15 protein-coding genes are annotated in these 15839 nt (G+C 33.8%); 14 read left to right on the plus strand and 1 reads right to left on the minus strand.

Translation table 11 applies throughout. From position 1 onward, the window contains the following. Positions 1-29 precede the first annotated feature (29 nt). The 3 genes from INR76_RS14015 to INR76_RS13405 are packed head-to-tail and all read left to right on the plus strand — an operon-like array spanning position 30 to position 3562. A complete protein-coding gene (locus INR76_RS14015; RefSeq protein WP_255592696.1) occupies positions 30-1841 on the plus strand; it encodes a glycosyltransferase in 1812 nt (603 codons plus the stop codon). Beyond that, entirely contained in the window at positions 1838-2518 is a 681-nt protein-coding gene (locus tag INR76_RS13400) for an NTP transferase domain-containing protein (protein WP_223108458.1), read from the plus strand. Before INR76_RS14015 ends, INR76_RS13400 begins: the two co-directional genes overlap by 4 nt. A 3-nt stretch (positions 2519-2521) precedes the next feature. Next, positions 2522-3562: a CDP-glycerol glycerophosphotransferase family protein gene (locus INR76_RS13405; RefSeq protein WP_223108459.1), complete on the plus strand. Its 1041-nt coding sequence runs from the start codon at positions 2522-2524 to the stop codon at positions 3560-3562. On the opposite strand, the gene INR76_RS13410 is transcribed toward INR76_RS13405, so the two are convergent. Then, the gene (locus INR76_RS13410; protein WP_223108460.1) at positions 3563-4315 is read right to left on the minus strand and encodes a lipopolysaccharide kinase InaA family protein; all 753 of its coding nucleotides are present in this window, start codon (positions 4313-4315) and stop codon (positions 3563-3565) included. It abuts the gene before it with no gap. A gap of 105 nt (positions 4316-4420) precedes the next feature. Between INR76_RS13410 and INR76_RS13415 the strand changes: the two genes are divergently transcribed. The 11 genes from INR76_RS13415 to uvrB all read left to right on the plus strand — a co-directional run bounded on the left by INR76_RS13415 (position 4421) and on the right by uvrB (position 15831). Continuing rightward, positions 4421-5491 (plus strand): glycosyltransferase family 1 protein, encoded by a 1071-nt coding sequence (locus INR76_RS13415; RefSeq protein ID WP_223108461.1) that lies wholly within the window; start codon positions 4421-4423, stop codon positions 5489-5491. A gap of 1 nt (position 5492) precedes the next feature. Continuing rightward, positions 5493-6395 (plus strand): polysaccharide pyruvyl transferase family protein, encoded by a 903-nt coding sequence (locus INR76_RS13420; RefSeq protein WP_223108462.1) that lies wholly within the window; start codon positions 5493-5495, stop codon positions 6393-6395. Between the two features lie 3 nt (positions 6396-6398). After that, a complete protein-coding gene (locus INR76_RS13425; RefSeq protein ID WP_223108463.1) occupies positions 6399-6959 on the plus strand; it encodes an L-threonylcarbamoyladenylate synthase in 561 nt (186 codons plus the stop codon). Between the two features lie 21 nt (positions 6960-6980). Next, positions 6981-8399, plus strand: a complete 1419-nt coding sequence (locus INR76_RS13430) for a CCA tRNA nucleotidyltransferase (protein ID WP_223108464.1) — start codon at positions 6981-6983, stop codon at positions 8397-8399. Further along, entirely contained in the window at positions 8399-9433 is a 1035-nt protein-coding gene (locus tag INR76_RS13435) for a heme A synthase (RefSeq protein WP_223108465.1), read from the plus strand. Before INR76_RS13430 ends, INR76_RS13435 begins: the two co-directional genes overlap by 1 nt. Positions 9434-9527: 94 nt before the next feature. Next, positions 9528-10043, plus strand: a complete 516-nt coding sequence (locus tag INR76_RS13440; RefSeq protein WP_223108466.1) for a plasmid pRiA4b ORF-3 family protein — start codon at positions 9528-9530, stop codon at positions 10041-10043. A gap of 41 nt (positions 10044-10084) precedes the next feature. Next, on the plus strand, positions 10085-11143 hold the full coding sequence (locus INR76_RS13445; RefSeq protein WP_223108467.1) for a nucleoid-associated protein: 1059 nt from the start codon (positions 10085-10087) through the stop codon (positions 11141-11143). Between the two features lie 125 nt (positions 11144-11268). Beyond that, positions 11269-12168 (plus strand): ABC transporter ATP-binding protein, encoded by a 900-nt coding sequence (locus INR76_RS13450; protein WP_223108468.1) that lies wholly within the window; start codon positions 11269-11271, stop codon positions 12166-12168. An 8-nt stretch (positions 12169-12176) separates the two neighbouring features. After that, positions 12177-13013 (plus strand): ABC transporter permease, encoded by an 837-nt coding sequence (locus INR76_RS13455; RefSeq protein ID WP_223108469.1) that lies wholly within the window; start codon positions 12177-12179, stop codon positions 13011-13013. Positions 13014-13073: 60 nt separating this feature from the next. Then, a complete protein-coding gene (locus tag INR76_RS13460; protein ID WP_223108470.1) occupies positions 13074-13757 on the plus strand; it encodes a hypothetical protein in 684 nt (227 codons plus the stop codon). A gap of 73 nt (positions 13758-13830) precedes the next feature. Next, complete coding sequence (uvrB, locus tag INR76_RS13465; protein ID WP_223108471.1) at positions 13831-15831, plus strand: excinuclease ABC subunit UvrB; 2001 nt, start codon at positions 13831-13833, stop codon at positions 15829-15831. The last annotated feature ends 8 nt before the right edge of the window (positions 15832-15839 follow it).

Below are 15839 nucleotides of genomic sequence, written 5' to 3' on the forward strand. Positions count from 1 at the left end.
AAATGAAGGTTCTTGTAATACAACAAAAAATGATTGGAGACGTATTAACGTCTACTGTGCTATTTGAGGTATTACGAAATCATTTCCCAAACGCTGAGTTACATTATTTAGTCAATTCACACACTATTCCGGTTTTGGAAAACAATCCAATCATTGATAAAATTATACCGTTTACCAATGAGATGGAAACTTCAAAAAGTAAGTTTAAAAAACTTCGAGAAGAGGTTCAGCAGGAAAAATATGATGTTGTAATTGACACCTATGCAAAAATAAGCAGCGCTTGGATTGCAAAAAGTTCAGGCGCTAAGTATCGCATTTCTTATAAAAAATGGTATACTCAATTTGCATATACGCATACTTTTTCACGGCATACTATGTCTTTAAGCCAAGCCGGATTGGCTATTGAAAACAGATTAATGCTGTTATCGCCAATACTTAAGAATAGTACTCATATTTGTAAGCCAAAAATTTATCTTACTGAAGCTGAAATTGCCAATGCAAAAAAAACATTGCAGCACTACGGAATAAGTCCTACAGAAAAGGTTTTTATGATAAGCGCATTGGGTAGTAATGAATTTAAAACCTACCCGTTACCCTATCTTGCAGAGCTTTTAGACTATATAGTTGAAAAAACAGATTGCAAATTGCTTTTCAATTACATTCCAAGTCAAAAACCTCAAATAGAATCGCTTTTTAAATTATGTAATTCAAAAACACAAAAAAAGATTGTTTTAGACCTGTACGGAAAAAGCCTTCGAGAGTTTATGGCGCTCACATATCACTGTGAAGCTTTAATAGGAAATGAAGGCGGTGCCGTAAATATGGCAAAGGCTATTGGGATAAAAACCTTTTCAATTTTCTGTCCTTGGATTAAAAAAGAAGCCTGGAATATTTTTGAAGACCGAAATAATAACACCTCTGTTCATCTTTATGATTTTGTAGATTACAATCCAGTTTTTTCAAATAAAAAGCATGCTCGACAAAAAGCAGCGGCAAATTATCAGCTTTTTAAACCCGAGCTTATCATCCCTAAGCTTCATGAGTTTTTAACCGGTGAAAACCTATACCCAAGCTCAAAACGATTTTCTGCAACTATTATCACTCTTAATGAAGAACGAAATATTGCAAGATGTATAGAGTCGTTGCTTCCCGTGGCAGATGATATTGTTGTTTTAGATTCTTTCAGCACAGATAAAACAGAAGAAATTTGCAAACAATATCCGGTACGTTTCCTTCAGCAGAAATTTGAAGGACATATTCAACAAAAAAATGCTGCAATTGATGCTGCAAAGTATGAAAAAGTCATCTCACTAGATGCAGATGAAGCTTTAAATAAAGAATTACAGGCTGCTATACTACGTTTAAAAAATAATTGGGTTAAAGACGGTTATTATGTAAAACGGTTCAATAATTATTGCGGACAATGGATCTATCATTCAGACTGGTATCCAGATAGAAAACTTCGAGTTTTTGACCGCAACAAAGCTCGATGGGGAGGCATAAACCCTCACGACACCATACAAATGCAGCCCAATTCAAAAACTGGAAAATTAAACGGAAGCATCCTGCATTGGGTACATAAAACATATGCAGAACACAGCTTAAAGGTTCATAAGTTTTCTTCTATTTCTGCAAAAGAATATTATAAACTTGGAAGAAAATCTGGGCTCTTTGATATTTTAGTAAAACCATCTTGGACCTTTTTTAAAGCGTACTTTTTACGACTTGGTTTTCTGGACGGATTTAACGGATTAATAATTTGTACCTTTAGCGCTTACACAACTTTTTTAAAGTATTTAAAACTAAAACAACTCATTAAAAATAAACCAACCAATACATGAAAATTGTAATACTTGCTGCCGGAATTGGCTCAAGACTAGGAAACCCTTTCCCAAAGCCATTAACACCTCTTAAAAATGGTAAAAGCATCATGCAAATGATGATTGAAAACATTGACAACTACTTTTGTCAACACGACGTGTATGTAGTTGTGGGTTTTAAAAAGAATAGTATTATGGAAAACTTTCCGCAGTTGGCTTATATTTACAACCCTTATTTTGACCAAACCAATACTGCAAAAAGTCTAGTAAGAGCTTTAAAAAAATGTAAAGGAGAAAGTGTTTTATGGTTTAATGGTGATGTTGTTTTTGATGAAAAATTACTAGATAATCTGCAACCTCATATTGATAAAGACATTTCGTTTGTAGCCGTAAACACTAATTCTGTGGGTGATGAAGAGGTGAAATACACCTTAAAAGATGGTTTTGTAAATCAACTTTCAAAAGAAGTAAAAAACGGCCTAGGCGAAGCTGTTGGAGTTAATTTCATTTCAAAAAACAACCTTACACAGTATATTGAAAGGCTTGAAGAATGTGATAACAATGACTATTTTGAACGCGGTCTAGAATTGCTTATTGAAAAAGATAATGCCAAAGTAAAAGCTGTCGATATTTCGGCTTTTAATTGTATGGAAATTGATTTTCAAGAAGATTTAGAAAATGTGAACAAGTTTCTATAGCTTATGAAATTTATTTTGTTCTGTCAAAATGCGTATTCTTTTGAGATTATGAAACCTATTAAAGAGGTTTTAAAAACTCGAGGACATACCTACATTTGGTTTATTGTTCCAAAGCTTGAAGCTCTTTTTCCTTTCAAAAATGAACCAGTAACCCAAAGTATAGCAGAACTAGAGTCTTATAAAAGTGACGTTATCATTGCTCCCGGAAATGAAGTACCTCACTACCTACGCGGACTTAAAGTTCAAATTTTTCACGGACTGGCAGGTGAAAAAAAGGGACATTTTCACATTAGGCATTATTTTGATTTGTATTTAACGCAGGGACCTTTTTTTACTAGAGGTTTTAATAAGCTGAAAGCACGTTTTAAAAATTTTGATGTGATAGAAACCGGTTGGTCCAAGCTTGATGCCTATGCTCAAAATAAGCAAGAGATTATTTTAGAAAGAAAAAAATTGCTTCAAAAACACGAAGCAAGTCACGTTTTACTCTACGCCCCTACCTTCTCACCTTCTTTAACTTCTGCAGGGGTTTTAGAACCTGAAATAGAACAATTGGCTAAGCAAGGTAAATACGTAATTAACATAAAATTTCACGATTTAATGGATGAAAAATATATTGAAGCCTACAAAAACTTAGCTTCAAAATATGAAAACATCTATTTTAAAGAAGGTCGAAATATTATAGAACAATTTATGCTTGCAGACGTATTGATAAGTGATACCTCATCTGTAATTTATGAATTTTTATTGTTAGACAAACCCGTTATCACCTTCGGAAATATTAATAAAACCATTCAATGGGATAATTATACTGAGCAAGGAAAGGTAACAGAAGCAGTATATAAAAATCTAACAAAAGACCCTTTTGCCAAACAACGCGCAGAAGTAATTGCAGAATACCATCCTTATAACGATGGAAGATCTTCTGAACGAATGATCGATACTATCGAAAAATTTATTGAAGAAAACGGGGTTCCTGAAAAAAGAAACTTATCCCTTTTCAGAAAATATAAAATCAATAAGATTTTTAATAGAAAGTCGTAATTATTTGAACTTCAATTTTTGTTTTAGTCGCTTTTTACGGTAAAATTTCTTCTGAAATTTTGAAGTCAATCCCCACATTAAAGTGAAGACCTTATCATATGGTTGCCCAGTGATTTTTGCATACTCATCACTCATTATGGCGACCATTTCTTTTTTTGATGTAAGGCGTGAATAGTTTTTAATACGTTCCTCAAATGATAGTGACTTAAACTCCATTCTGTTTAAATCAACCAAGTAAAAATTAAATTGATTTCCTTCTTTTTTAATTAATGTGTTTCCCGGAGAATGATCTTTAAACAGTATTCTGTTTTCGTGAAGCATATGAGTGAAAGCTGTAAATTCTCTTAATATTTGTTCTCTATCAGGATAATTGGGGTTTTCAATTAAAGCTCTAAACGTACAATCTGCATCAAGTTGTTCACTTATATAATAGCTTTTCCCGAAAAACAAAGGGTTTTCTTCTTCTAAGTAAGCAATTGGGTAAGGCGTGCCTATTCCTTGTTTAATTAGGTAAGTAGCATGTTCAAAAGAGCGAGCAGCCTTTGATTTTCTGAAAAAATTATACACCACTTTATTTATAAAGTTGGGTACTTTAAATGACTTTATATTAATCTTCTCATTGTTTAACGGAAAGATTTTGATCACATTTCTATCGCCACGACCTAGGTTTTCGCCTTGATTTTCAAAAGAATCAAGTATTTCTAAAATAGATTTTTTTTGAGGCTTATATTTTTCTGAAAAAAACATTTTCATCCGTCAAAGATACAACTTGAAAAAGAAGAAAACTACAATTTATCTTGTGAGTTGTTTTTGCCTCCCACACATAATTAAAGTACCTTTGGTATAGGTAATTTTTATATGAAAACTGTTTTTTTAGAATCACATAATATTAAAAACTTATATTTTGGCTTTGGTCAATTTAACTACCATTTAATCAAAGCCTTAGCAAAGATAGAACATCCAGATTATAAAATTGTATTACACGGAAAAGATATTGATTGGCTTAAAAAAGAGTTTGGAGCCTCTTTCAATTATAAAAAAAGTTTTTCATTACGCAGGTATGCGCCATTTAGAATTAGAAAAAAATATGATTTATGGCACTCGCTTAATCAAAATATAAAAATTGAACCTTACCACGATATTCCCTATTTATTGACAGTTCATAACATTACTCATATTAAAAACCCGGATAGTTATTTACATGAAAAGGTTCACCAAAGGTTTCAAAATAAACTAAATAGAAGCACGGCAATTACTTATATTTCAGAATTTGCTAAACAATCTACACATCAATATTTTAACGTTCCAAACGTACCTGAACATGTAATTTACAATGGAAACCCGTTGACAAACGTAAATTTACCTGATAATTTTGAGCCTCCATTGGTTCCGCAAAAGCCATTTTTATTTTCAATAGGTCAAATTACAGCTCGAAAAAATTTCATTTCATTAGTGAGAATGCTTCCTATGCTGAAAGATTTTCAATTGATCATAGGTGGTAAAAACACAACAGAAACTGCTCATGAGCTAATGGAAGAAGCTGAAAAGCTTGGTGTTAAAGATCGTATATTTTTAATTGGTAATATTTCAGAAAATCAAAAAAAATACTATTACAAAAAGTGTGATGCTTTTGTATTTCCTTCTTTGAGAGAGGGTTTTGGATTACCTGTGATTGAGGCAATGCTTTTTGGAAAACCCGTTTTTACTTCAAATAACACCTCGCTGCCAGAAATAGGTGGAAAAATTGCTTATTATTGGGATCATTACAATCCTGAATATATGGCACAAGTATTTAATAAAGGAATGCAACATTTTTCTGAACACAAGGAAGAGCTTCAGAAAAAATCTATTGAACGAGCGAACCACTTTAACTGGGATGCCGCGGCTCAACAATATGCTCAAGTATATCAATCTATAATTTCAAAATGATATGGTAATTAACAAACTCATTGCTTCTTTACAAAGAAAAAAAACACGTAGAAAAACCGTAAAAGCAATTCTTTCAAGAGAACAACACAACAATGATGTTGTTAACATCCATAGAGTTGACACAAAAAACATAGGTGACTATTACTGTGCTCCACATCACTATTTTGATACATTAAAAGGCAAACACCTTGATATATTTGATAATAAAAGTCAAGATAAAAGTGTGACCGAAAACTTTACTAAACAAATAAGTGATAATTCATTGATAATAGGTGGTGGCGGATTATTAAATCGGGGTGGTTTTAAATTACAAATGAAATTATTTGAGAAACTAGCCTCAGGTTCCAAAAAAACAGTTTTATGGGGTGTAGGGCACAATGCAAAATCTGCAAAACATTACGGAAACATCACTAGCTACAATATTGATGTAAATACTTTTGGCCTAGCGGGAACACGCGATATATCAATGCCAGGGGAATATGTTCCGTGTGTAAGCTGTCTGCACGAGGTGTTTGACAAACAATATTCTGAAACGCAAGAAGTGGGTATTATTTTTCATAAAGACACCGTTAAAAAAGAACATATCACAAGCACCTTTTCTGAATTACCAACAACATCAAACACCACAAACCTTGAAGAGTTAATTTCCTTTATAGGAAAAAGCAACGCAATCATTACAGATAGTTACCACGCCATGTATTGGACGATGCTATTAGGAAAAAGAGTAGCTGTTGTACCCAACTCTTCAAAGTTTTATGACTTTAAATATAAGCCTATTTTTACGACCTTTGACACGTGCCTTGAAGATATAAAAAAAGGGCACACGTACTCTGGGGTAAAAGAAGAGTGTCGTACCATTAATACTAATTTTTATGAAAAAGTGGCCAACTACCTCAACTTATAAACAATGAGAGAAGAAATAAATAAAACAATTGCGGTTTTAAAACGTGGCGGACTTATCCTTTATCCTACTGATACTGTTTGGGGCATTGGTTGTGATGCTACCAATGCTGAAGCGATAGAAAAAGTATTTAAGCTAAAACAACGCGATGAAAGTAAATCACTAATATGTTTAGTTCACGATTTTAAAATGCTTAATGAATATGTAGAAAATGTACCCGAAGTAGCTTATGATATTTTAAAATATGCTGCAAAACCCACAACAATCATCTACGACGACCCCATTCGAGTAGCCGAAAATTTAATTGCAGATGACAATTCATTAGCCATTCGAGTTGTTCAAGATGCGTTTTGTAAGCAGTTAATTAAAAAATTTCGACGCCCCATAGTTTCAACATCAGCCAATATAAGCGGTGTTAAAACGCCGTTAAATTTTAAAGCCATCGCACCCGAAATTTTGGATGGCGTTGACTATGTGGTAAATTTGCATACATCAAAAAAAACTCAGCAACCGTCTGCTATTATTAAGTTGAAAAATGACGGTACCGTAAAAGTGATACGAAATTAAATTTTCAACTTTTAAAAAAATATGCCTTCATATCCAAACGCCATAAAACATCCAATTTTTAAAACAATTTCAAAAGCTGCTACCAATTTGCAGCTTGAAAGTTATGTAATTGGTGGTTTTGTGCGTGATTACATATTAAAGCGTGGCGAAGCAAAAGATATTGATATAGTAGCAGTTGGTAGCGGAATTGAATTGGCAAATGAGGTTTCTAAACTTCTTCCGGGAAAACCAAAAGTCTCAACTTTTAAAACCTACGGAACCGCTATGCTAAAAACCAACGGCATTGAAATTGAATTTGTAGGAGCGCGAAAAGAATCATATTCTGAAGAAAGTAGAAATCCAGCCGTAGAAAATGGAACGCTCGAAGATGACCAAAATAGAAGAGATTTTACCATTAACGCATTGGCATTAAGCTTAAACGACAAAAACTTTGGTGAATTATTAGACCCCTTCAATGGGATTAAAGACCTTACTAAGAAAACGATTAAAACTCCGCTTAATCCAGATATCACATACAGCGATGATCCTTTACGTATGTTACGCGCCATTCGTTTTGCTACACAATTAGACTTTTATATTGAAGAACAATCTTTACAAGCTATCACTGATAATGCTAAGCGAATTAATATTATTTCAAAAGAACGAATCATAGACGAAATAAATAAAATTCTACTAGCAGATACTCCTTCAAAAGGATTTGCCCTTTTGCATAAAACCGGACTTCTCCCTTTTATTTTTCCTGAATTGGTAGCTCTAGAAGGAATTGATGAAAAAGAAGGACAACGACACAAGGACAACTTCTGGCACACTCTTGAAGTTGTAGATAATATTTCAAAAACTACAGACAATCTTTGGCTGCGATGGGCAGCGTTGCTTCACGATATAGGAAAAGCTCCTACCAAAAAGTTTGACAAAAAAGTAGGTTGGACATTTCACGGGCACGAGTTTGTTGGTTCAAAAATGGTTTATAAGCTTTTTAAGCGCATGAAAATGCCATTGAATGATAAAATGAAGTATGTTCAAAAATTGGTTTTGATGAGTTCGCGACCTATTGTATTGGCATCAGATGTGACTGATAGTGCTGTAAGAAGATTAATTTTTGATGCAGGAGATCATGTAGAAGATTTAATGACGCTTTGCGAAGCAGATATCACCACTAAAAATCCTAAAAAATTTAAAAAATATCACAATAACTTTCAGAAAGTACGTGATAAAATTAAAGAAGTAGAAGAGCGTGATCACATCAGAAATTTTCAACCACCTGTTTCTGGAGAAGAAATTATGAATACCTTTGGAATTAAACCTTCTCGAGAAATAGGAATTATAAAAGATGCTATAAAAGAAGCTATTCTAGAAGGTGAAATACCTAATGAATATGAAGCAGCAAGAAAGTTTATGATTAAAAAAGGTTCAGAAATTAACCTAACTCCTGTTAACTAATGTATAGAAAATGGGTTAAAATAGCTATTGTATTAGTCTATTTGGTCATTATTGCCGGTGCAATGGTAAGAATGACCGGCTCTGGTATGGGATGCCCAGATTGGCCCAAATGTTTTGGTTACTACATTCCCCCTACAGAAAGAGCCGAACTTGAATGGCAACCAGATAGATCTTTTAAAAAAGGACAAGTAATTATTAAAGATGAAACGCTTCAGGTAGCAAATAAAGATTTTACAACCGGCACTTCTTTTTCTGAAAAAAATTGGAATGTATATACCAAACACGATTATGCTAGTTTTAATGTTTGGCACACCTGGATTGAATATATCAATAGGCTTTTTGGAGCACTTTCAGGAATTGCAGTTTTAATCATGGCACTTTTCTCTTTCGGTCAATGGAAACATAGTAAAAGGCTTACTTTATTATCTTGGTTAAGCGTTTTTCTACTTGGGTTTCAAGCCTGGCTAGGTGCAACGGTTGTATATTCTGTACTATCACCTATTCGCATTACTATTCATATGGTAATGGCCTTAGTCATTGTAGCTGTTTTATTGTATTTATTGTACTATTCAAGACCTAAATTACGTACTTTTTCAGTCTCAAGAGGGTTTATTAATCTGCTTATATTTTCGCTGGTTTTAACAATTATACAAGTAGTTACAGGCACTCAAGTACGTCAATTTGTAGATGAACAAGTAAATGTAGTAGGTTATGAAGCAAAATCACTTTGGTTAGACAATCCCAATCTTTACTTCTACATACATAGATCTTTTTCAATTCTTATTTTTATTGTTAACCTAGCATTGTGGTTTTTTAATAAAAAACATAGTTATGGGTTAAGAAAAATAAATATGGTTTTCTTTTTAATTTTACTTGAAACCGCCTCAGGTATCGCTATGTATTATTTTGATTTTCCATTCCTTACACAGCCCTTGCATTTAGTTATTGCTTCCCTTCTTTTTGGGTATCAATTTTACGTGGTTTTGCAAGCTTGGAAACGACACAGACCCGATTTTATCACTAGACAAGTTTAGATTATATTCAGAATAAATTCTTAATATTTACCATATCAAACTACACTCGAAACGTGGAATAGTTTGTACCTTTGCGGTCTAATTTTTTTGAATTATGATATACCGTTTTAGAGTCATACTTGACACACATGAAGATGTATTTAGAGATATTGAGATTGAGGCGTCAGACAGTCTAGAAGACCTTCATAACGTAATATTACAAGCGTTTGGTTTTGAAGGACAAGAAATGGCTTCTTTCTATGTAAGTAATGATAAGTGGGAACAAGGTGAAGAAATTGCCTTGTTTGATATGGGTGACAAACCAGGCGCTGTGCGCATTATGAGCGAAAACAGACTAGAAGATTCTGTGTGGAGAGAACAGACTAGACTTATCTATGTGTATGATTATTTAAACATGTGGACATTTATGGTTGAACTCGCAGATATTGTTGAACCTGAAGATGGAATGAGCTACCCAAATTTAATGTACGTAGAAGGCCAAATACCTGCTGAAGCACCTGAGCGTGAATTTATTATTGAAGACCTAGATGACTCCTTATCTAATGAAGATGAATTAGATCTAGATCCAGATGATTATGATAACCTAGATTTTAATGAAAATTGGAATTAATTTGTTAAAAAACAAACTCCTTTAAATTTATTTTTGAAAAAATGATCAACCTATACGCTACCCATATTGCATCTTTATCCATTCACAGAGTAGGTAATAAAAGCCGAAATGAAGGAATGTTTCTTTCATCTACACCCTATAAAATGGATGATGAAATAAGACCGTTGTTAAAAGAGTTTTTTCTGAAACCTTTTCGTGACAAAGAAGAAAACTATTTTCAGTTTACTCACGAGGCAGATCTGGAGTTTCACGAATTGTTCAACATTGTTTCTGAAATTTTTGAACAACCAGAAACCATTCACGAGCAAAGTAAAAAAATTACAAAGCACCTTTTTGATCAATCCATGCATCCTCATATTAAAAATGGGGAAGTGTATATTGCCTATCTTGAAAATTTACAAATAGACAATGAAAAGGTAAATGGTATAGGCATTTTCAAATCTGAAATTAAACAAGATTTTCTTCAGTTTGCAGAACAAGGAGATCAACTAGACGCCATTCTTCAGCAAGGTGTTAATTTGAAAAAACTAGACAAAGGAGCATTGATTTTTAATACCAAAAAAGAAGAAGGGTATAAAATTCTTTCAGTAGACAGCAACCGCTATGACACACGATATTGGTTGGAACGTTTTTTAGGAGTTGATGCATTTGAAGATGAAAATTTCTTCACAAAAAAATATTTAAAATTTTGTCAAGATTTTGCAAAGGACGTTGTATTACCCGCAGAAGATAAACAGCAAGAGGTTATGTTTATGAACCGTGCCGTGAATCATTTTGCCAAAAACGACAACTTTGAAGAAAGTTCATTTGTGAATGAAGTAATTGACAATCCCGCTTTGGTTCCAGAGTTTAATCATTACAAAACTGAAAAAGCTCCTAAGTATAAAATTGAAGATTTAACCAATTTTCCAATTGCCAATACTGCCGTGAGTGCTGCTCGTAAAAAGATAAAAAACGTTATAAACTTAGACACCAATATTCAAATAAAGATGGATTTTATTAATCCTGATAGTGCCGAACGTTTTGTAGAAAAAGGCTGGGATGAAGAAAAACAAATGTACTATTATTTAGTATATTTCAACAAAGAAGAAAAATCATAATCAATTGATTTTCAATTTAAAAAAAGCAGCATTTACTTATAAAATGCTGCTTTTGTTTTTTAGCAATGTAACAAAATTACTGTACATTCGTCGTATAGATAGCTAACCCAAAAATCAACATTCTTTTGGAACCCATACTTACAATTGACAATCTCACCAAAAAATTTGGTCCAATTACCGCCGTAAAAAACCTTTCGTTTACTATTGAAAAAGGAAACGTTTACGGTATTTTAGGCCCTAACGGAAGTGGAAAATCGACCACCTTAGGTATTGTGCTTAACGTAGTTAACAAAACAACCGGAACATATCACTGGTTTGACGGAACCGACTCTACACACAATGCGTTAAAAAAAGTAGGTGCCATTATTGAGCACCCAAATTTTTACCCATATATGACAGCGGTACAAAACTTGGCTTTGGTATGTAAAATTAAAGGCGTTCCAGCTTCCAAAATAGAAGAAAAACTAGAAGTGGTTGGCTTGTTGGATCGAAAAAACAGTAAGTTTAAAACCTTTTCATTGGGTATGAAACAACGCTTAGCCATTGCTTCTGCTCTTTTAAACGATCCTGAAATATTAATTCTTGATGAGCCCACAAATGGATTGGACCCGCAAGGAATTCATCAAATACGAGAAATCATAAAGAAAATTGCCGCTGATGGTACAACAATTTTATTGGCTTCTCACCTACTCGATGAAGTTGAAAAGGTTTGTTCACACGTGGTAATACTTCGCAAGGGAGAAAGTCTATACACAGGCACCGTTGATGGTATGAATGCCAGCCACGGCTTCTTTATATTGCAAGCGAATAATATGGAAGCGCTTAAAAATGAATTAAAAAACCACGCTGGTTTTGGAAACATTAAAGAAGAAGGCGACACCATAATTGCATATCTTGATGAACCCATGGATGCTTCAACTTTAAACAAGCAGTTACAGGAAAAAGGTATTATTCTTTCCCATTTAGTAAAACGAAAAGAAAGCCTGGAAGAACAATTTCTTGAATTGACTAAAAACTTAAACTAACCACCCGTATGTTACGACTTCTCAATATAGAACTTCAAAAATTAAAATACAATCGCTCGGCAAAGGTGATTTCAATTGTTTATTTTGTATTAATAACATTTATCGCCTTAATTGCTTCAATAGAGTTTAGCTTCGGAAGCGTAAACTTTAGAGTAGCAGACCAAGGTATATTTAACTTTCCTTTTATTTGGCATTTTAACACCTATGTTGCAGCTATACTCAAAATATTTTTAGCCATTGTCATTGTTTCCATGATGAGTAACGAATACAGTTACCGGACGCTGAAACAGAATTTAATTGACGGTTTGAGCAAAAAAGAATTTGTCCTTTCAAAATTTATAACCGTAATCGGTTTTGCCGTTATATCTACTCTATTTGTTTTTATAGTCTCAATGATTTTAGGGCTTATTTTTTCAGATTATAATGAAATAGGTATCATCTTTAGTGATATGGAATACTTATTGGCATATTTTATCAAGCTAGTAGGATTCTTCTCCTTCTGTTTGTTTTTAGGAGTTTTGGTTAAACGCTCTGCATTTGCCATTGGCTTTTTAGTGGTATGGTGGATTATAGAAAGTATTGTCTACGGACTTTTAAAATGGCAGTTTTTTAAAGGAACCAATATTGCTGAAAATGTTTCGCAGTTTTTTCCATTAGAAGCAATGAGTAACCTCATTAAAGAACCTATGACGCGCTTGGGTGCTGTACAATCTGCTGCCACGCAATTAGGGGAGAATTTTACCAAGAGCTACGATGTTACATTTTTAAATGTGCTTATCGTTTCTGTATGGACCTTTCTATTTGTATATTGGAGCTATGCTATTTTAAAGAAAAGGGATTTATAAAGTTTTCCTTATTTTTAAAATAAGTACTTTCAGAAACTCATATAGAAAGCCCCATTTTGCATGAAAAGAATATTATTTCTTATTTGCTTACTCATAGCTTTTTCATGTTTATCACAAACTGAACCTAAAGTTGCTAAAGAAGTAAACGCAGCGCCTTCCATCCTAACTTTTAACCTTCTATCACCATTTAGCCCTTATAACCCTAGATACAGATTGGGTTACATTAAAGGTTTTTCTGAAAGATGGCGTGCTGGTTTAGATATTGGTTATGGAAGTGAAGCAATAAACTTTTTTTCTATAGGTGAAAATGTTGGCGAAGATTACCAGTTATTTGAAATCCGGCCAGAAGTATATTTTATTTTAAACCCAGTAAATAAAGTAAAGCAACACATCTCTTTAGAGCTTTTTTATATAGACCAAAAGGAGACACTCATCGATAATAATTATATTCTCGAAAATGATAATCGAATACAATTTGATCGTGCAGATTTCCATCGAAAAAAAATAGGAACACACCTTAAATATGGTGCTTTTTTACCAATCACAAGAAAGTTTGGTGTTAATGCTTATGCAGGTTTTGGAATAAAATACAGAGATAATACTTTTTCAAATATTATTAATCCAAGAAGTGGAGGCGAATTTTTAGATGAATTTAGTTTTTTTGAAAGGTACAGAGAAGAAGATGGTTCTCTTTTTTCAATGAATTTTTCTTTTGGTTTTAAATTATATTACTTGCTCAATTAAAAAGCACTGTCGTTGATTTAATAACTTTTATGATTCTAAATACTTATTTTTGTAGGGCATTGAAAAAGAATCTATGAAATTTAAAGTAGTATCAGATTTTACCCCAACCGGAGACCAACCAGAAGCTATACAATCCTTGGTAAATGGAGTAAACTCTGAAGAAAAATACCAAACCCTCCTAGGTGTAACCGGAAGTGGAAAAACCTTTACCGTTGCCAATGTCGTGCAAGAAGTACAACGACCTACCTTGGTATTGGCACACAACAAAACCCTGGCTGCGCAATTATATTCAGAATTTAAAAATTTCTTTCCCAATAACGCGGTTGAATATTTTGTTTCCTATTACGATTACTACCAACCCGAAGCATTTATCCCAAGCAGCGGACAGTATATTGAAAAAGACCTTTCCATAAATGAAGAAATTGAAAAACTGCGCTTAAGTACTACCTCTTCCCTATTATCAGGACGACGTGATGTACTTGTGGTAGCATCGGTTTCTTGTTTGTATGGTATTGGTAACCCTGTTGAGTTTCAGAAAAATGTTATTAGTCTTAAACAAGGACAAACAATCACTCGTACCAAGTTATTACATCGTTTGGTACAGAGCTTATACGCACGAACTGAAGCAGAATTTCACAACGGAAATTTCCGAATAAAAGGAGATACAGTAGATGTATATCCCGGGTATGCAGATGACGCTTTTAGAATACATTTTTTTGGAGATGAAATTGAAGAGATTGAAGCTTTTGATCCAAAAACCAATGAGGTATTAGAAAAATATGACCGGCTAAATATATATCCGGCCAATATGTTTGTAACCTCTCCAGACGTTTTGCAAGGCGCTATTCGCGAAATTCAAGATGATCTCATAAAACAAATTGACTACTTTAAAGAAATTGGAAAACCCTTAGAAGCAAAGAGACTGGAAGAACGTACCAATTTTGATCTTGAAATGATTCGAGAATTAGGCTATTGCAGCGGAATTGAAAATTACTCACGTTATCTAGATAGACGTCTGCCAGGTACGCGTCCGTTCTGCTTATTGGATTATTTTCCAGATGATTACTTAATGGTTGTTGATGAAAGTCACGTATCCATCCCGCAAGTTGGAGCCATGTACGGAGGTGACCGCAGTAGAAAAGAGAACTTGGTTGAGTACGGTTTCCGCCTACCAGCTGCGATGGACAATCGACCGTTAAAAGCTGAAGAGTTTGAAGCGCTTCAAAATCAAGTGATTTATGTAAGTGCTACTCCGGCAGATTATGAGCTTGAAAAAAGTGGCGGTGTGTATGTTGAACAGGTTATTAGACCAACCGGATTGCTTGATCCACCAATTGAAGTTCGTCCAAGTCTCAATCAAATTGATGATTTATTAGAAGAAATTCAACAACGTATTGAAAAAGATGAACGTGTTTTGGTCACAACACTTACAAAACGAATGGCCGAGGAACTAACAAAATACTTAACTCGAATTCAAATACGTTGTCGTTATATTCATAGTGACGTAGACACCTTAGAGCGCGTTGAGATTATGCAAGATCTGCGTTTAGGCCTTTTTGATGTTTTGGTAGGTGTTAACTTACTACGTGAAGGGCTTGATTTACCAGAAGTTTCATTAGTTGCTATTTTAGATGCTGATAAAGAAGGTTTTTTACGAAGCAACCGTTCTCTTACACAAACTGTAGGCCGTGCTGCCAGACACATTAATGGAAAAGCTATTATGTATGCAGATAAGATTACCAAAAGCATGCAGCAGACGATTGATGAGACAGAATACAGACGCGAAAAACAAATTGCGTATAATAAAGAACATAACATCACTCCTACAGCAATTAAAAAATCATTTGAAAATACCTTGGCAAAATCTAAGCAAGAAGCATATACTTTTGAAACTGCAGACAGCTTGGCCGCAGCAGAACCGGAAGATGAATACTTAACAAAACCACAAATAGAAAAGAAAATAAGGGATACGCGAAAAGCGATGGAAAAATCAGCAAAAGAGTTAGACTTTATGATGGCAGCCAAATTGCGAGACAAGATTAAAACACTTCAAAAGTCACTTGAGGAAATGTAAATTTTATC

The sequence above is a fragment of the Marixanthomonas sp. SCSIO 43207 genome (assembly GCF_019904255.1).
Lineage (GTDB): Bacteria > Bacteroidota > Bacteroidia > Flavobacteriales > Flavobacteriaceae > Marixanthomonas.